Origin of the sequence: Streptomyces sp. NPDC050658, assembly GCF_044457025.1 — a bacterium.
In the GTDB taxonomy this organism is placed as follows: domain Bacteria; phylum Actinomycetota; class Actinomycetes; order Streptomycetales; family Streptomycetaceae; genus Streptomyces.
Window position 1 is genome coordinate 604288 of sequence record NZ_JBITGM010000003.1, and the last position, 16942, is coordinate 621229.

Sequence of the window (16942 nt, forward strand, 5' to 3'; positions counted from 1 at the left end):
CTCAGCCCAGCGGGCGGTCGTGCCGCAGATCGTCGAAGAGCCGGGCCGATTTCTCGGGGTCCCACTTCAGTACGTTGCCCTTGGGGGTGGGGACCCCGATCCCGGACACGGGGACGTTGATCTGCTTGCCGCCTCCGCTGGTGACGTTCTGCGCGGCGCGGAACATCCTGCTGAGATCGCGCAGGCTCATGTCCTCGTCGACGATGAGCGTGTCAAGACCGGCCTGCATGGCCGGGCCGATCTCGGTGGGGTCGAAGAGGGTGCCGGGCCGGGCTGCCTGGGCGGCGAGCGCCGACAGGAACTTCTGCTGGTTCTTCGACCGGCCCAGGTCGCCCTCCTTCTCCTGGTGCCGCTGCCGGACGAAGGCGAGCGACTCCTTGCCGCTCAGGCTGTGGCAGCCCTTGCGCAGATCGGCGCCCGACTTCTCGTCCTTGATGTCCCGGTCCAGGCAGATCCGTACGCCGCCGATGGCATCGACGATGTTCACGAACCCGGCGAAGCCGATCTCCGCGTAGTGGTCGATGCGCAGTCCGGTGTTCTGCTCGACGGTGTGCACGAGCAGCTCGGGACCGCCGTACGAGAAGGCGGCGTTCAGCTTGTCGCCCTCGGGCCGCTTGGTCTTGCCCGTCGTGGTGTCGAGGCGGCCCGGCAGCGTGACCCAGGAGTCGCGCGGCAGGCTGACCATGCTGGTGCCGTGGGCGCCGGTGTGCAGCAGCATCATCGAGTCGGTGCGCCTGCCCCCGCCGCCGCCCGCGTGCAGGTCCTTCACGTCGTCGTCGGAGAGCCCCTCGCGGCTGTCCGAGCCCACGATCAGGTAGTTGGTGCCCTCGCCGGGCGGTGGCCGGTCCCCGTACGCGCCGAGGTCGACGTCACGCTGAAGCCGGGTCTCGGCCCAGCCGTACGTGCCGCCCGCCGCGACGGTCACCACGGCCAGCAGGACGAGCACCGCCCGGCGCAGCCTCCTGCGCTTCTTCTTCGGCTGCCGGGCGTGGGCGCGCCGGGGCCCGTAGCGGGAGCTGGGCCGCTCCGCGAACCGCTCCCGCGCGGCGGAGTCGTCGTACTCCGCCACGGACAAGGTCTCCCCCGTGGGCATGGTGTGTGCTCCGGCCCGCTGGTCAAGCGGGTCTCTCATGGCCGACTCCCCTGGTCGATCCCCTTGGTCAACTCCCAGTTCCGACTCGCACGGCCGCCTTCCGGTTCCCCCTGCGGCGCTTCCAGCAGGAACGGGTCGGCGGTTCCGGTGCGCTTCATGCTGTGCCACTTCAGTCGGGTGCCGAGCAGCGCCGTCGTCACGGAGTGGATGACCACCAGGTACATCAACTGCCGGTAGATGAACTGCTGGAGCGGCAGCGCCCACAGCACCCGCAGCCGCTCCCGGTCGAGCCGCAGCGCGTACGCGGCGGTGACCAGCTGGACGGAGAGGAACCCGAACCAGACGAGGGCCGCCTCCACCGGGTCCCGGAACACCGCCCCGAACAGGGCGAACATGTCCACGACGGGCGCGCACAGCGGAAGGACGATCTGGAACAGCGTGACGTAGAGCATGACGCGCCGGCCGAAGCGCCCCGCGGGGCCGACCTCCACCGCCGCGTGCCGGTGCTTCCACATCGCCTGCAGCGTGCCGTAGCACCAGCGGTAGCGCTGGCGCCACAACTGCCGCACGGTGCACGGGACCTCGGTCCAGGCGACCGCCGACTGTTCGTAGACGACGCGCCAGCCGGCCCGCCAGAGCGCCATCGTGAGGTCGGTGTCCTCGGCGAGGGTCTCGTCGCTGACACCGCCGACGCCCATCAGCGCGTCCCTGCGGAACGCGCCGATCGCCCCCGGCACCGTCGGCATGCACTCCAGGACCTCGAACATCCGCCGGTCCAGGTTGAATCCGAGTACGTACTCCAGGTGCTGCCACTTGCCGAGCAGATGGCGCCGGTTGCCGACCTTCGTGTTGCCGCTGACCGCGCCGACCGCCGGATGGGCGAGCGGCTGGACGAGCCGGGCGAGCGCCTCCGGTTCGAAGATGGTGTCGGCGTCGACCATCACGACGATGTCGTGCCGGGCGTGCGCCAGACCGGTGTTGAGGGCGCTCGGCTTGCCGCCGTTGGGCTGCCGGATCACCGTCACGCGCGGATCGTCGATGTCCTCGGCGATGTCCGCCGTGGCGTCGGTCGAACCGTCGTCGATGACGATGATCTGGAAGTGCGGATGGGTGGAGGCGAGCAGCGAGTACACGGTGGAGGCGATACCGGCCTCCTCGTTGTACGCCGGCACGAGCACCGTCACCGGGTCCCGCACCTCCCGCAGCCTCGGCGCGCCGGGCCGGTACCGGTGCAGTCTGCGCACGTGGAGCCGGGCGAACAGCGCGAAGAGGAGCATCCGCAGGACGCCGAGGGCGCCCGTCAGGGTCAGCGTCCACACCATCACGCTCAGCAGGGCCTTCCCGAGCCGCTGCGACCAGATCAGTCCCTCGCCCTTGATCTCCTGGGCGACCGGGACCGATGCGACGAAGGAGGTCCTGCCGAGACCGCCGCTGACGGTGGTGAACCGCTGCACGCCGCGGTCCCGCAGCAGATCCTGCGCCTCGTGGTAGCCGAGGTCGGTCTGGCTGTGCTGGGTGACCAGGCCGCGCCACGGCTTGCGGTCCTTGTGGTCCGACGCCACCACCAGATATCCCTGCTCCGCCGCGCGCTCGGCGGCCGGCCACTGGGGGCCGCAGAGCGTGTCCGACGCCGTGGTGTGCGGCAGCCGCAGCAGGGTGGTGTTGACGCCGGCCGCGCCTGCGAGAGCGGTCTGGGTGAGGGCCAGTTCGAGCCGGGCCCGCAGCGGTGAGGCGACGCCGAGGTCGCCGCCGCTGTAGGTGTACGAGCCGATCTCGTGGCCCTCGTACAGGATGCGCCGGATCAGCTTCGGATGCCGGGCGACGTCCTTCCCGTACACGAAGAAGGTCGCCTGCGCGTGGTGTCGGCGCAGCAGGTCGAGCAGGCGGGGCGTCCACTTGGGGTCGAAGCCGCCGTCGAAGGTGAGGGCGACGGTCCCGCGCGGCATACCCGCCGTGCTCACGCCCTGCGGGCCGAACCGCAGCAGCGGCTTCCCGTCGTCGGCTTCGCGCGGGATCGGCCGGGTGCAGGGTGGTTTGGTGCGTGCCGCGTCGACCTGGTGGGTCGTCCATCCCTCGAAGAGGAGGGCGACGCCGACCACCAGGAGCACCAGGAAGAGCACGAGCCAGTGTCCGCGCGGCGGTCGGCCGCCTGCGGTACGCCGCCTCACTGCCTCTGGCCTCCGGCCGGGGGCGGGACGGATCTGCCGGCGGGCACCTGTCCGTCCGTGCTCGCCGTGCTCGGCGGCTGGTCGCCGACCGGCTGCCAGAGGCCGCTGACCACCATGCCGACGAACAGCAGATAGCCGAGGCAGGCACAACTGACGACCAGCGCCATGCCCTTCAGCGCGCGTCGGCGCCAGCCCGGCTCGTCGATGAACACGGGGAGTCCGGGGTCGGCGGCCCGGGGGTACGGCATGCCTGCGGGCGACGATCGCCCGTCGTGCGGTGTGCCGGCTATGTGGGGGATGCCCTGCACTGGTGCTCCTGAGATGCGGCCGCGCACGCGCGGCTCTTTGTGTGGGGGGTACGGACCCGTGGGTCCGCCGTAACGCAGCCCCCGACCCTACTCGAACACTCAGAGCATGATGAGGAGGCGGGTCTTCGGCTTGAGCTTCCTGTTCACCGAACGGCTCTGCACATAGACCTCCAACTGGGGATTGTTTCCCGCCTTCACGGATACGGTCCCGTGGATTCCGGAACCGAAGAGAAGACTGCGCGCCGCGTCGCCCGTATAGGCGCGGTCGGTGTCCTTCTCGACGACGATGACTTCCTTGTCGGGCTGGACCTGGACTCGGGCGCCCAATTGGTAGTAGCAGGCACCGCGTTCGTACGTCACGCCCGGATACGATTCGACGAAGGGCCGGATCTCGGCTTCCTTGTCGACCTTCAGAAGCCGGTACTTGTTCGCCGGAATCGGTTCGAGATTCGCCCGCACCTCGTCGAGGGAGACGTCCTGTCCGACGGCGAACAGATTCTTCGTTCCGCGCACGCCCTGCTCGCGCGCCCGCAGGAAGCTGGTGGCGGCGGCGCGCACGGTGCCGATCGCCTCCTCGACGCCCTCATGGGAGTCCGCGTCCCAGATGGCGATGTTGCCCGCCGGGAAGCCGTAGTTCTGCGCGGTGCGCTTGGCCAGCGAGTTCGGCACGAGGATCGCGGACGTCCAGTGGCCGGGAAGCCCGCCCATCTTCGCCGTGATCTTGTCGAGCCAGGGGCCGAGGATGGCCATGTCGCCGTCGTGCCGCCGGTCGCCGCCCGAGGCGTTCTCCTCGCCGTCCGTCACCACGATCTGGAGGAAGCTGTGCTCGCCGTACCCCTCCCATATGTGTCCCAGGTCGTCGAGGGATTTCAGGGAGGCCTCGATGAGGGCCGTCGCTCCGTTGTTCACCCGGTAAAGGCCCTGCATGGACGGCAAATGCTTCACGTCCATGTCCCAGACCAGATTCTCGACCCTGTGGTCGAAGGAGTAGAGGCTGATCCGCGTCTCATGGCCGAGGCTGTCCGATTCGGCCTTGAGGCCCGCCACGAATTCGTCCACGACACGAATGAGCTGGCCCTGATGGGGTCGCATGGAACCGGAACAGTCCACCACCAGCGCGACGTGATTCACCTTGTGCTGGATCCTGTTGCTGGACATGGTTTTACTCCCTCTGCGAGGCCTGCCGAACCAAGTGATCTCACTCTAGGAGGAGGCACTGACAACGGCGTTCGGACGCCGTCGAGGAGCAACCGAGGGCGAACTAGACTCGGCCCGTGACCAGCGAACCAGCCGCATCGGCACCCTCCCCCGCCACTTCCCCTGCCGCCTCCCCCACCGCCTCTCCGGACGACTCCTTCTGGCAGGAGCGGAGGGTCTGTTTCCTCACCACGCGACGCCCCGACGGCACACCGCACCTGGTGCCCGTCGGCGTCACCTACGACCCCCGGACCCGCATCGCCCGCGTGATCAGCAGCGGCGGCAGCAAGAAGGTGCGCAACGTCCGCGCCGCCGGTCCTGACGCCCCGGTGGCGGTCAGCCAGGTGGAGGGGCGCCGCTGGTGCACCCTGGAGGGCACGGCGGTCGTGAAGGACGACGCGGAGTCCGTCGCCGACGCCGAACAGCGCTACGCCGAGCGGTACAAGCCGCCGCGGGTGAACCCCGAGCGCGTCGTCATCGAGATCACCGTCACGCGTGCCATGGGTACGGCGAAGCCCCCCGGCTGGTGACGGGGGGCTTCGCCTGGACGTCCTGTCAGTCCTCGCCTTCGAGGTTCCCCTCGGTCTCCAGGTAGATCCGGCGCAGCTCTTCCAGGACGGCCGGGTCGGGCTTGGCCCACATGCCGCGCGACTCGGCCTCCAGGAGGCGCTCAGCGATGCCGTGCAGCGCCCAGGGGTTGGCCTGCTGGAGGAACTCGCGGTTCTCCTGGTCGAGTACGTACGCCTCGGTGAGCTTGTCGTACATCCAGTCGGCGACCACGCCCGTCGTGGCGTCGTACCCGAACAAGTAGTCCACCGTGGCAGCGAGTTCGAAGGCGCCCTTGTAGCCGTGGCGGCGCATCGCCTCGATCCACTTGGGGTTCACCACGCGCGCGCGAAAGACGCGGGAGGTCTCCTCGACCAGGGTGCGGGTGCGGACCGTCTCCGGGCGGGTCGAGTCGCCGATGTACGCCTCGGGTGCCGTGCCGCGCAGTGCGCGGACGGTGGCCACCATGCCGCCGTGGTACTGGAAGTAGTCGTCGGAGTCGGCGATGTCGTGCTCGCGGGTGTCCGTGTTCTTCGCGGCCACCGCGATCCGCTTGTACGCCGTCTCCATCTCGTCGCGCGCCGGGCGGCCGTCCAGTTCGCGGCCGTAGGCGTAGCCGCCCCACACCGTGTAGACCTCGGCGAGGTCCGCGTCCGTGCGCCAGTCGCGGGAGTCGATGAGCTGGAGCAGGCCGGCGCCGTACGTGCCGGGCCGGGAGCCGAAGATGCGGGTGGTCGCCCGGCGTTCGTCGCCGTGCTCCGCGAGGTCGGCCTGGGTGTGGGCGCGGACGAAGTTGACGTCGGCCGGCTCGTCGAGCGAGGCCGCGAGGCGCACCGCGTCGTCGAGGAGGCCGATGGTGTGCGGGAAGGCGTCGCGGAAGAAGCCCGAGATGCGCAGGGTCACGTCGACGCGGGGGCGGCCCAGTTCCTCGTACGGAACGGGCTCCAGGCCCGTGACGCGGCGCGAGGCGTCGTCCCATACGGGGCGGACGCCGAGCAGGGCCAGCGCCTCGGCCACGTCGTCGCCCGCCGTGCGCATCGCGCTCGTGCCCCACAGGGAGAGGCCGACCGAGGTGGGCCACTCGCCGTTGTCCGTGCGGTAGCGCTCCAGGAGGGAGTCCGCGAGGGCCTGCCCGGTCTCCCAGGCGAGGCGGCTCGGGACGGCCTTCGGGTCGACGGAGTAGAAGTTGCGGCCGGTCGGCAGGACGTTGACCAGGCCTCGCAGCGGGGATCCTGAGGGGCCCGCGGGGACGAAGCCGCCGTTCAGTGCGTGCACGGTGTGGTCGAGTTCGGCGGTGGTCGCCGCAAGGCGCGGGACGACCTCGCGGGCGGCGAACTCCAGGATGGCGGTGACCTGTTCGTTCACGTCCGTGGGGAGGGCCGCGAGGTCCCAGTCCGCGTCGTCCATCGCCTGGACCAGGGCGCGGGCCTGTTCTTCGGCGGCGTCGGCCGCGGTCCGGCCGGGCGCCGACTCGTCGAGGCCGAGGGCCTCGCGCAGACCGGGCAGGGCCGAGGTGCCGCCCCAGATCTGGCGGGCGCGGAGGATCGCGAGGACCAGGTTGACCCGGTCGGCGCCGGTCGGCGCGTTGCCGAGGACGTGCAGTCCGTCGCGGATCTGGGCGTCCTTGACCTCGCACAGCCAGCCGTCGACGTGCAGCAGGAAGTCGTCGAAGCCGTCGTCGTCGGGGCGGTCCGCCATCCCCAGGTCGTGGTCGAGCTTGGCGGCCTGGATCAGGGTCCAGATCTGTGCGCGGATGGCCGGGAGCTTCGCCGGGTCCATCGAGCTGATCTGGGCGTATTCGTCGAGGAGTTGCTCCAGGCGCGCGATGTCTCCGTAGGAGTCGGCGCGGGCCATCGGCGGCACGAGGTGGTCGACGAGGGTCGCGTGCACGCGGCGCTTGGCCTGGGTGCCCTCTCCGGGGTCGTTGACCAGGAAGGGGTAGACCAGCGGCAGGTCGCCGAGGGCGGCGTCGGGGCCGCAGGCGGCGGACAGGCCGGAGTTCTTGCCGGGCAGCCACTCCAGGTTGCCGTGCTTGCCGAGGTGGATCATCGCATCGGCGCCGAAGCCGCCGTCGTCGCTCGCGGCGGCGATCCATCGGTAGGCCGCCAAGTAGTGGTGCGAGGGCGGCAGATCGGGGTCGTGGTAGATGGCGATGGGGTTCTCGCCGAAGCCGCGCGGCGGCTGGATGAGGATGAGGAGGTTGCCGCGGCGCAGCGCCGCGAGGACGATGTCGCCCTCCGGGTTGCGGCTGCGGTCCAGGAACATCTCGCCGGGCGCCGGACCCCAGTGCTCCTCGACGGCGGTGCGCAGCTCCTGCGGCAGCGTGGCGTACCAGCGGCGGTAGTCGGCCGCCGGGATGCGGACCGGGTTGGCGGCGAGCTGTTCCTCGGTGAGCCAGTCCTGGTCGTGGCCGCCGGCCTCGATGAGCGCCCGGATCAGCTCGTCGCCGTCGCCGGACTCCAGGCCCGGAATGTCCGCGGCGGGCCCGAAGTCGTAGCCCTCGTCGAGGAGTCGGCGCAGGAGTGCCACCGCGCTCGCGGGGGTGTCGAGGCCGACCGCGTTGCCGATCCGGGAGTGCTTGGTCGGGTACGCGGAGAGCACGAGGGCCAGGCGCTTGTCGGCGGCCGGGATGTGCTTGAGACGCGCGTGGCGTACGGCGATTCCGGCGACGCGGGCCGCGCGCTCGGCGTCGGCGACGTACACCGGAAGTCCGTCCTCGTCGATCTCCTTGAAGGAGAAGGGAACGGTGATGAGGCGGCCGTCGAATTCGGGGACGGCGATCTGGCTCGCGGCGTCCAGCGGCGAGACGCCCTCGTCGCTCTCCTCCCAGGCGGACCGCGAACCGGTCAGGCACAGGGCCTGCAGGATCGGCACGTCGAGGCCGGTGAGGGCGCCCGCGTCCCAGGACTCGTCGTCGCCGCCGGCCGATGCCTCGGCGGGCTTGGTGCCGCCCGCCGCGAGGACGGTGGTCACGATGGCGTCGGCGGCCCGCAGTTCGTCGATCAGCTCCGGCTCGGGGGCGCGCAGCGACGCGACGTACAGCGGAAGCGCCCGGCCGCCCGCCTCCTCGATCGCGTCGCAGAGCGAGCCGACGAACGCGGTGTTGCCGCTCATGTGGTGGGCGCGGTAGTAGAGCACGGCGACGGTCGGGCCGTCGGTGTCCTTCGCCTCGCGCGGCAGCGGACCCCAGGTGGGTGCGGGCGCCGGCGGCTCGAAGCCGTGGCCGGTGAGGAGCACGGTGTCGGAGAGGAACCGGGCGAGCTGGTCGAGGTTGCCGGGGCCGCCGTGCGCGAGGTAGGCGTGCGACTCGGCCGCGATGCCGATGGGCACCGTCGACGCGGCCATCAGCTGGGCGTCGGGGGCCTGTTCACCGGTCAGGACGACGACGGGCAGGCCGCTCGCGGTGAGCTGGTCGAGGCCTTCCTGCCAGGCGCGGACACCTCCCAGGAGGCGTACGACGACCAGGTCGACGCCGTCGAGCAGGGCCGGGAGTTCCTCGAGGGGGAGCCGGGCGGGGTTGGCGAACCGGTAGGCCACCGGGCCGTTCGCGGCACGGGCGCTGAGCAGGTCGGTGTCGGACGTCGACAGGAGCAGGAGCATGCGGCGTCGGCCTTCCTCGGGGTGTCCGCGCCCCGGGGTTGTGTCGGAAAGGGGTCTCCCCTGCTCGAACGGGTCGAGCGGCGGGGAAGGGAGTTCCTGGCTCACCCGGACCAGGCCCGTGGGGGCACCGAGGCCGGGCTCACAGTGGCGGGACCGCGCCGGATTCACACCGGGCTTCCTCCCCTGTCGCCGTGGTGGCGTTGGCGGATCAGTTGATCCGCCGATGAGCATAGTAAGCGTCCCGGAGTCGGCGCAGGTCATGCGATTGGTGTGATGGTCGGTATGCTCGCCGCCATGCCCACCGCCCCCGCAGGTTCGCCGCGCCCTGACGCATCGCGTTCACGGCAGCGGGGCGACGCCTGCCCCGGTGCGTTGCGGCTGCACAGCGCGGACGACGGGGCGCTCGCCCGGATCCGGATACCCGGCGGTGTCCTCACGGCCGCGCAGGCGATCGCCCTCGGGGAGGCCTCCGGGCGCCTGGGGGACGGTGACATACACCTCACCTCGCGCGGCAACGTACAGCTGCGCGGCCTCGACAGCGGCAGCGGTACGGAACTGGCGCGGCTGCTTGGCTCGGCGGGGCTACTGCCGTCCGCCGCGCACGAGCGGGTCCGCAACATCGTCGCCTCGCCGCTCTCCGGACTCGACGGGCGCGGGCTCCACGACGTGCGGGGCTGGCTGCGCGAGCTGGACGAAATGCTGTGCGGAAGCGAAGAATCGACCGCCTTGTCCGGCCGGTTCCTGTTCGCTCTCGACGACGGGCGCGGGGATGTGGCGGCCCTGGGCGCCGACATCACGTTGCGCGCCGCACAGGGTGATCGCGCCTGGGTCTCGATCGGCCCTCAGACACTCGCCGTCGCCACCGGGGACGCTCCCCGGGCCGCGCTGCTGGCCGCCGAGGCGTTCGTCGCGGCCAGTGCGGGCAGCGCCTGGCGGATGTCGGAACTGCCCGGCGGTACCGAGAGGTTGGCGCGGGAGGTCGTACGCCGGCTGCCGTCGGCCACACGCGCCGCGCAGGCACCTCCCGCTCCGCGCGCTCCGGGTCCCGCACCCGGCATCGTCACCGGCCCCGGCGGCGAGTCCCTCTCCGTCCTGGCCCCGCTGGGCACCCTCACCGCCGAGCAGTGGCGGACCCTCGCCGGACTCGGCGACGAACTGCGGCTGACTCCTTGGCGAGGCGTCGTCCTGCCCCGCGTCCCCGCCCGCGAACTGCCCGCGCTTCAGGCCCTGGGCCTGGTCACGGGACCGGCGTCCCGCTGGCTCGGCGTGGGCGCCTGCGTGGGCCGGCCCGGCTGCGCCAAGTCCCTGGCGGACGTCCGCGCGGACGCGGCGGACTGCCTGGCCGGCGAAGGCACCGATCGCGGCGAGAGCACCGGCCCCGGCCTGCTGCCCGTCTACTGGTCGGGCTGCGAGCGCCGCTGCGGCCGGCCGCGCGGCGACCACGTGGACGTGGTCGCGTGTCCCGACGGCTATCAGGTCACCGTCGTACGCGACGGACGGCCGGCCACGCCCGCCCCAGGGCACCACCCCTCAGAGCTCGCCGCCGCCGTGGCGGCGGCACGCACCACGAATGTCAACGGATGAGCGAGAGCACAGTGTTCGACTATGAGAAGGACGGCGCGGCCATCTACCGCCAGTCCTTTGCCACCATCCGCGCGGAGGCGGACCTCGCGGCGCTGCCCGCCGACGTCAGCCAGGTCGCGGTCCGGATGATCCACGCCTGCGGGATGGTCGACCTCGTCCGGGACCTGGCGTACACGCCGGGTGTGGTGGCCTCGGCGCGCGAGGCCCTGCGCGCCGGCGCGCCCATCCTGTGCGATGTCTCCATGGTGGCGAGCGGCGTCACACGCAAGCGGCTGCCCGCCGACAACGAAGTGCTGTGCACCCTCTCCGACCCGTCCGTCCCGGCGCTCGCCGAGAAGATGGGGACGACGCGCAGCGCCGCCGCGATGGAACTGTGGCGCGACCGCCTCGAAGGGTCCGTGGTCGCCGTCGGCAATGCGCCCACCTCGCTCTTCCGGCTCCTGGAGATGATCGAGGAGGGGGCGCCCCGTCCAGCCGCCGTCATCGGCGTCCCGGTCGGTTTCATCGGCGCCGCCGAGTCCAAGGACGCCCTGGCCGCGCACCCGTCCGGCCTCGAACACCTGGTCGTGCGCGGCCGTCGCGGCGGCAGCGCCATCGCCGCCGCCGCGCTCAACGCGATCGCGAGTGAGGCAGAGTGAACGGCAAGCTGTACGGCGTCGGGCTCGGACCCGGCGACCCCTCGCTGATGACCGTGCGAGCGGTCGAGGTCATCTCTCAGGCGGATGTGATCGCTTATCACAGCGCCCGCCACGGCCGGTCCATCGCCCGCTCGATCGCGGCGAAGCATCTGCGCGCCGAGCAGATCGAGGAGAAGCTGGTCTACCCGTTGACGGTGGAGACCACGGACCACCCCGGCGGCTACAAGGGCGCCATGGAGGAGTTCTACGAGGAGTCGGCGGCCCGGCTCGCCGCGCATCTCGACGCGGGCCGGACGGTCGCGGTGCTCGCGGAGGGCGATCCGCTCTTCTACGGCTCGTACATGCACATGCACAAGCGGCTCGCCGACCGGTACGACACCGAGGTGATCCCCGGCGTGACCTCCGTCTCCGCGGCGGCGGCCCGCCTCGGCACGCCGCTGGTCGAGGGCGAGGAGGTCCTGACGATCCTGCCGGGCACCCTGCCCGAGGAGGAGCTGACCGCGCGCCTCGCCGCCACGGACACGGCCGTGGTGATGAAGCTGGGGCGTACGTTCACCAAGGTGCGCCGTGCGCTGGACGGTTCGGGGCGCCTCGACGAGGCCCGCTATGTCGAGCGGGCCACCATGGAGGGCGAGCGGGTCGACGCGCTCGCGGACGTGGACCCGGAGACGGTGCCGTACTTCTCGGTGGGCGTGCTGCCGAGCCGGGTCGACGTGGAGCGGCCGGCCGCGCGGGAGCGCGGCGAGGTCGTGGTGGTCGGCACCGGTCCGGCCGGACCGCTGTGGCTGACGCCCGAGACGCGGGGCGCGCTCGCCGCCGCCGACGACCTCGTCGGCTACACCACCTATGTGGACCGGGTGCCGCAGCGGCCCGGCCAGGTCCGGCACGGCTCGGACAACCGGGTGGAGTCGGAGCGCGCCGAGTTCGCCCTCGACCTGGCCCGGCGCGGGCGCCGCGTCGCCGTCGTCTCCGGAGGGGATCCGGGCGTCTTCGCGATGGCCACCGCCGTCCTGGAGGTCGCCGCACAGCCGGAGTACCAGGACGTGCCGGTGCGGGTGCTGCCGGGCGTGACCGCCGCCAACGCGGCCGCCGCGCGCGCGGGCGCGCCGCTCGGGCACGACTACGCCACCCTCTCCCTCTCCGACCGGCTCAAGCCGTGGGAGGTCATCGCCGAGCGGCTGCGTGCCGCGGCGTCGGCGGACCTGGTGCTCGCCCTGTACAACCCCGGTTCGAAGAGCCGGACCTGGCAGGTGGGCAAGGCGCGGGAGCTGCTCCTGGAGCACCGGGCGCCGGACACGCCGGTCGTGGTCGCGCGGGACGTGGGCGGTTCCGGCGAGCGGGTCCGCATCGTGCGCCTCGCGGACCTGGACCCGGCCGAGGTCGACATGCGGACGCTGCTGCTCGTCGGCTCGTCGCAGACGCAGGTCGTGCGGCGCGGGGACGGCGAGGAGATCGTCTGGACGCCCCGGCGGTATCCGGAGGCGTGAGGGGCGCTGCCGCGGAGGGGTGATCGGGGCGGTCGGCGGCGTGCGGGTGCGCGGAGGGGACAGCGGACGCGGTCGGCCCCGCGCGACTGCCGCAGAGGGGCGAGCGGACGCCGGCTGCCTCGGCCGTCGGCGGACGCGGCGGTCCACGGTCGTCTGCGCGCCGCATGTCCCCGCGCATCCGCGTCAGCTCGCGGCGCCTTCCTCGGGCGGCGCCGTGCGGCGCTCCGTGATCCACCGCGCCGCCTCCTCGGGCCCGGCCACGACCGGGACGCCCTCGGGGGCGGGCGGTCTGCGGACCACGACCACCGGGAGACCGGCCTCGCGGGCCGCCGTCAGCTTCGGTGCGGTGGCCGCTCCCCCGCTGTCCTTCGTCACCACGACGTCGATGCGGTGCCCGCGCAGCAGTTCGCGCTCCGCGTCGAGGGTGAAGGGACCGCGGTCGAGCAGTACCTCCATCCGGGCCGGGTGCGGGGCCTCGGGTGCGTCGACGGACCGTACGAGGAACCACAGGTCGTCCGTGGCGGGACCGGCGAACGCGGCGAGGCCCATCCGTCCGGTGGTGAGGAACACCCGCCGTCCCAGCGCGGGCAGCAGCGCGGCGGCCTCCTCCAGGGAGCCGGCCTCGTGCCACCGGTCGCCCGCGCCGGGGACCCAGCCGGGGCGGCGCAGCGCGAGCAGGGGAACATGGGTGGCGGCGGCGGCCCGCGCCGCGTGGAAACTGATCGTCCCGGCGAAGGGGTGGGTGGCATCGATGAGCGCGTCCACCTCGTGCTCGCGCAGCCACCGGGCCATCCCCTCGGTCCCGCCGAAGCCGCCGACGCGCACCTCTCCCGGAGGCAGCCGGGGGCTCGCGACCCGTCCGGCGAGGGAGCTCGTCAGGCGCAGTCCTGGCGTGCCGTGCAGCAGCTCCGCCAGGCGGCGTGCTTCCGTCGTTCCGCCCAGTATCAGTACGTGCATGAGAGTCCGGGTCCGTTCATGAGTGGCAAGGCAGACAGCGGTGACAGCGGGGTTCGGGGCGCCGGTGCGGTGCCGGGCGCCGGTGCGGTGAAGGGCGGCCGCAGCGCCCAGCTGGAGCACACCGGTCTGCGGTCCGGCTGGACGACCGGCGCCTGTGCGACCGCGGCCACCACGGCCGCGTACACGGCCCTGCTGACCGGTGACTTCCCCGACCCGGTGACGATCACGCTGCCCAAGGGGCAGACGCCGTCGTTCGCCGTCGCGGCGGAGGAGCTGACGGACGCGTACGCGATGGCGGGGATCGTGAAGGACGCGGGCGACGACCCCGATGTCACGCACGGCGCGCTGGTCAGGGCCACTGTACGACGCCTTCCGGCCGGCTCCGGGGTCGTCTTCCGCGCGGGACCCGGCGTGGGCACGATCACCCGGCCGGGCCTTCCGCTGCCGGTCGGCGAACCGGCGATCAACCCGGTGCCCCGGCAGATGATGCGGGAGCACGTCGCCGAGGTGGCGGCCCGGCACGGGGGCGGCGGGGACGTCGAGATCACCGTCTCCGTCGACCACGGCGAGGAGATCGCCCGCTCCACCTGGAACCCTCGGCTCGGCATCCTCGGCGGCCTCTCGATCCTGGGCACCACCGGGATCGTGGTGCCGTACTCGTGCTCGGCATGGATCGACTCGATCCGGCGGGGAGTGGACGTGGCCCGCGCGGCGGGCCGTACGCATGTCGCCGGGTGCACCGGCTCCACGTCGGAGAAGACTGCCGTCGCCGAGTACGGGCTGCCCGAGGACGCGCTGCTCGACATGGGGGATTTCGCGGGCGCGGTGCTCAAGTACATCCGCCGCCACCCGGTGGACCGCCTCACGATCTGCGGCGGCTTCGCCAAGCTCTCCAAGCTCGCGGCGGGCCATCTGGACCTGCACTCGGGGCGCTCCCAGGTCGACAAGGGCTTCCTCGCCGAGCTGGCCCGGCGGGGCGGCGCGGACGAGGCCCTCGCCGCCGAGGTCGCGGCGGCCAACACCGGCCTCGCCGCGCTGCAGTTGTGCGGCGCGGCCGGGGTCCCGCTCGGTGATCTGGTCGCGGCGACGGCACGGGACGAGGCGCTCGCCGTGCTGCGCGGGGCGCCGGTCGTGGTCGACGTGATCTGCATCGACCGGGCGGGCACGGTGGTGGGCCGCAGCTCGCCGGCCTGACCGCGCTTCCGGGAAGGCCTGGTTCGCCCGGTCCGTGAGGATCGCCGGGCGCTCAGCAGACGTGCCGGTCGCGCTCCGGCGAGTACAGGTGGCTGTCCCCGAACTGCTCGGCGCCGAGCGTCCGCCCCACCATGATCACGGCCGTCCGCACCACACCGGCCTCCTTGACCTTCCCCGCGATCTCGTCGAGCGTGCCGCGGATGACGATCTCGTCGGGCCGTGAGGCGTAGGCGACGACGGCGGCGGGGCAGTCGGCGCCGTAGTGCGGGAGCAGCTCGTCGACGACACGGTCCACGTAACCGGCGGCGAGGTGCAGGACGATCAGCGCGCCGCTGCGGCCGAGGGTGGCCAGGTCCTCGCCCTCGGGCATGGCCGTGGCGCGCTGGGCGACGCGGGTGAGGATGACGGTCTGGCCGACGGTCGGCACGGTCAGCTCCCGCTTCAGGGAGGCTGCGGCGGCGGCGAAGGCGGGCACGCCGGGGACCACCTCGTACGGCACGCCCGCCGCGTCGAGGCGCCGCATCTGCTCGGCGACCGCGCTGAACACGGACGGGTCCCCGGAGTGCAGCCGGGCCACGTCGTGCCCCTCCTCGTGGGCGCGGACCAGCTCGGCGGTGATCTCGTCCAGATTGAGCTGGGCGGTGTCCACGAGGCGGGCGTCCGGCGGGCATTCGGCGAGGAGTTCGCGGGGCACGAGGCTGCCGGCGTACAGACAGACCCGGCAGGCGGCGAGCGTACGGGCGCCGCGTACCGTGATCAGGTCGGCGGCGCCGGGTCCTGCGCCGATGAAGTGCACGGTCATCTGTCTGCTCCTGCGAGGGGGTTGAGGGTGTCGGGCGACTCGGGGGTCTTCTGTACGGCCCACTGGGTCACCGGCATCGCCTGCCGCCACCCGGTGAAGCCGCCCACCGGCACGGCGTGCGCCACCGCGAGCCGCACGAGTTCGCCGCCGAGCCGCCGGCAGGCACCGGCGAGCAGCGCCTCGGACTCCAGCGTCACGGTGTTGGCGACGAGCCGCCCGCCGACGGGCAGCGCCTCCCAGCAGGCGTCGAGGAGACCGGGCACCGTGAGCCCGCCGCCCACGAACACCGCGTCCGGCGTCGGCAGTCCGGCGAGCGCGGCGGGCGCCGCACCGCCGACCACGCGCAGCCCCGGCACCCCGAGCCGCTCGGCGTTGCGGGTGATCCGCTCGGCGCGCACGGGATCACGTTCGACGGCGACGGCCCGGCACGCGGGGTGGGTCCGCATCCATTCGATGCCGATCGACCCGGAGCCGCCGCCGATGTCCCAGAGCAGTTCGCCGGGGGCGGGGGCGAGCGCACCGAGCGTGGCGGCCCGCACATGCCGCTTGGTGAGCTGGCCGTCGTGCTCGTACGCCTCGTCCGCGAGCCCCGGCACGGCGCCGATCCGCAGTGCGTCCGGGGCGCGTCGGCAGGCGACGGCGACGATGTTGAGGGGGTCGCCTGCCGCGCGGTGCCACGCGTCGGCGGAGGTCTCGTCCGTCGTACGTTCCAGCTCGTCGCCGAGCCGTTCGAGTACGCGCATCCGGCTCGGTCCGAAGCCGCGGTCGCGCAGCAGGGCGGCGACCTCGCCGGGGGTGGTGGCGTCCGCGCTGAGGACCAGCAGTCGGCGCCCTTCGTGCAGGGCGGCGGCGAGCCGCGCGGTCGGCCTCCCCACGAGGGTGACGATCTCGGTGTCCTCCAGCGGCCAGCCGAGGCGGGCGCAGGCGTAGGAGACGGAGGAGGGGTGCGGCAGTACGCGCACGGCGTCGGCGCCGAGCTCTTCGACGAGCGCGCGCCCGATCCCGTAGAACATGGGGTCGCCGCTGGCCAGGACGGCGACGCGGCGTCCGGCATGGGCGGCGAGTATCCCGGGGACGGCGGGCCGCAGCGGCGAGGGCCAGGCGATCCGCTCCCCGGCGCACTCGGCCGGCAGCAGGTCGAGCTGCCGGGGCCCGCCGATCAGTACCTCGGCCCGCGCCAGCACGGCACGGGGCCCGTCCGCGATGCCGTCCCATCCGTCGGCCCCGATCCCGACGACGCTCACGGTGCCGGACGGTCCCGGTGGTGCGGGGCTCACTGCAGGACACCTCGTGGTTGGGGAGCGTTCAGAGGGGGGATGGCGCAAAAGGGCGACGTCAGAGGAACAACGGAGCTGAACTCTACTGGCC

At 72.7% G+C, this 16942-nt stretch carries 13 protein-coding genes and 1 riboswitch; of the genes, 5 read left to right on the forward strand and 8 right to left on the reverse strand.

The window, feature by feature from the left end; translation table 11 throughout:
- Window position 1: 1 nt before the first annotated feature.
- The 4 genes from ACIBKX_RS14305 to ACIBKX_RS14320 form a co-directional block, all read right to left on the reverse strand.
- The gene (locus ACIBKX_RS14305; protein ID WP_363272080.1) at window positions 2–1132 is read right to left on the reverse strand and encodes an LCP family protein; all 1131 of its coding nucleotides are present in this window, start codon (window positions 1130–1132) and stop codon (window positions 2–4) included.
- Window positions 1129–3261 carry a bifunctional polysaccharide deacetylase/glycosyltransferase family 2 protein gene (locus ACIBKX_RS14310; protein WP_363272081.1) on the reverse strand — a complete coding sequence of 711 codons (2133 nt, stop codon included), beginning with the start codon at window positions 3259–3261 and terminating at the stop codon, window positions 1129–1131. The genes ACIBKX_RS14305 and ACIBKX_RS14310 overlap by 4 nt, the downstream gene beginning before the upstream one ends.
- Window positions 3258–3509, reverse strand: coding sequence for a hypothetical protein (locus ACIBKX_RS14315; protein WP_363272082.1), 252 nt, complete (start codon window positions 3507–3509; stop codon window positions 3258–3260). The genes ACIBKX_RS14310 and ACIBKX_RS14315 overlap by 4 nt, the downstream gene beginning before the upstream one ends.
- 159 nt (window positions 3510–3668) lie before the next feature.
- Window positions 3669–4727 carry a vWA domain-containing protein gene (locus ACIBKX_RS14320; RefSeq protein ID WP_363272083.1) on the reverse strand — a complete coding sequence of 353 codons (1059 nt, stop codon included), beginning with the start codon at window positions 4725–4727 and terminating at the stop codon, window positions 3669–3671.
- A gap of 116 nt (window positions 4728–4843) precedes the next feature.
- On the opposite strand from ACIBKX_RS14320, the gene ACIBKX_RS14325 reads away from it, so the two are divergent.
- On the forward strand, window positions 4844–5296 hold the full coding sequence (locus ACIBKX_RS14325; RefSeq protein ID WP_363272084.1) for a TIGR03618 family F420-dependent PPOX class oxidoreductase: 453 nt from the start codon (window positions 4844–4846) through the stop codon (window positions 5294–5296).
- A 25-nt stretch (window positions 5297–5321) separates the two neighbouring features.
- On the opposite strand, the gene cobN is transcribed toward ACIBKX_RS14325, so the two are convergent.
- Window positions 5322–8912, reverse strand: a complete 3591-nt coding sequence (gene cobN, locus ACIBKX_RS14330) for a cobaltochelatase subunit CobN (protein WP_363272085.1) — start codon at window positions 8910–8912, stop codon at window positions 5322–5324.
- A gap of 90 nt (window positions 8913–9002) precedes the next feature.
- Window positions 9003–9093, reverse strand: a riboswitch (cobalamin riboswitch).
- Window positions 9094–9206: 113 nt separating this feature from the next.
- On the opposite strand from cobN, the gene ACIBKX_RS14335 reads away from it, so the two are divergent.
- The 3 genes from ACIBKX_RS14335 to ACIBKX_RS14345 are packed head-to-tail and all read left to right on the forward strand — an operon-like array spanning window position 9207 to window position 12621.
- Window positions 9207–10496: a hypothetical protein gene (locus tag ACIBKX_RS14335; protein WP_363272086.1), complete on the forward strand. Its 1290-nt coding sequence runs from the start codon at window positions 9207–9209 to the stop codon at window positions 10494–10496.
- Window positions 10493–11134 (forward strand): precorrin-8X methylmutase, encoded by a 642-nt coding sequence (locus ACIBKX_RS14340; RefSeq protein WP_363272087.1) that lies wholly within the window; start codon window positions 10493–10495, stop codon window positions 11132–11134. Before ACIBKX_RS14335 ends, ACIBKX_RS14340 begins: the two co-directional genes overlap by 4 nt.
- Window positions 11131–12621 carry a precorrin-2 C(20)-methyltransferase gene (locus ACIBKX_RS14345; RefSeq protein ID WP_363272089.1) on the forward strand — a complete coding sequence of 497 codons (1491 nt, stop codon included), beginning with the start codon at window positions 11131–11133 and terminating at the stop codon, window positions 12619–12621. Before ACIBKX_RS14340 ends, ACIBKX_RS14345 begins: the two co-directional genes overlap by 4 nt.
- Before the next feature lie 183 nt (window positions 12622–12804).
- Here the strand turns inward: ACIBKX_RS14345 and ACIBKX_RS14350 are convergent, their stop codons facing one another.
- A complete protein-coding gene (locus ACIBKX_RS14350; protein ID WP_363272090.1) occupies window positions 12805–13578 on the reverse strand; it encodes a cobalt-precorrin-6A reductase in 774 nt (257 codons plus the stop codon).
- Window positions 13579–13596: 18 nt separating this feature from the next.
- On the opposite strand from ACIBKX_RS14350, the gene ACIBKX_RS14355 reads away from it, so the two are divergent.
- Window positions 13597–14772, forward strand: a complete 1176-nt coding sequence (locus ACIBKX_RS14355) for a cobalt-precorrin-5B (C(1))-methyltransferase (protein ID WP_363272091.1) — start codon at window positions 13597–13599, stop codon at window positions 14770–14772.
- Between the two features lie 52 nt (window positions 14773–14824).
- On the opposite strand, the gene cobM is transcribed toward ACIBKX_RS14355, so the two are convergent.
- Both cobM and cbiE read right to left on the reverse strand, forming a co-directional pair.
- A complete protein-coding gene (gene cobM, locus ACIBKX_RS14360; protein WP_363272092.1) occupies window positions 14825–15574 on the reverse strand; it encodes a precorrin-4 C(11)-methyltransferase in 750 nt (249 codons plus the stop codon).
- Window positions 15571–16851: a precorrin-6y C5,15-methyltransferase (decarboxylating) subunit CbiE gene (cbiE, locus tag ACIBKX_RS14365; RefSeq protein WP_363272093.1), complete on the reverse strand. Its 1281-nt coding sequence runs from the start codon at window positions 16849–16851 to the stop codon at window positions 15571–15573. Before cbiE ends, cobM begins: the two co-directional genes overlap by 4 nt.
- Between the last annotated feature and the right edge of the window lie 91 nt (window positions 16852–16942).

Bases quoted from the DNA above. Each gene is read 5' to 3' on its own strand.
- cobN (WP_363272085.1), bottom strand. From the start codon at position 8,912: ATGCTCCTGCTCCTGTCGACGTCCGACACCGACCTGCTCAGCGCCCGT.
- cobM (WP_363272092.1), bottom strand. From the start codon at position 15,574: ATGACCGTGCACTTCATCGGCGCAGGACCCGGCGCCGCCGACCTGATC.
- ACIBKX_RS14315 (WP_363272082.1), bottom strand. From the start codon at position 3,509: ATGCCGTACCCCCGGGCCGCCGACCCCGGACTCCCCGTGTTCATCGAC.
- ACIBKX_RS14340 (WP_363272087.1), top strand. From the start codon at position 10,493: ATGAGCGAGAGCACAGTGTTCGACTATGAGAAGGACGGCGCGGCCATC.
- ACIBKX_RS14335 (WP_363272086.1), top strand. From the start codon at position 9,207: ATGCCCACCGCCCCCGCAGGTTCGCCGCGCCCTGACGCATCGCGTTCA.
- ACIBKX_RS14350 (WP_363272090.1), bottom strand. From the start codon at position 13,578: ATGCACGTACTGATACTGGGCGGAACGACGGAAGCACGCCGCCTGGCG.
- ACIBKX_RS14305 (WP_363272080.1), bottom strand. From the start codon at position 1,132: ATGAGAGACCCGCTTGACCAGCGGGCCGGAGCACACACCATGCCCACG.
- ACIBKX_RS14355 (WP_363272091.1), top strand. From the start codon at position 13,597: ATGAGTGGCAAGGCAGACAGCGGTGACAGCGGGGTTCGGGGCGCCGGT.
- ACIBKX_RS14320 (WP_363272083.1), bottom strand. From the start codon at position 4,727: ATGTCCAGCAACAGGATCCAGCACAAGGTGAATCACGTCGCGCTGGTG.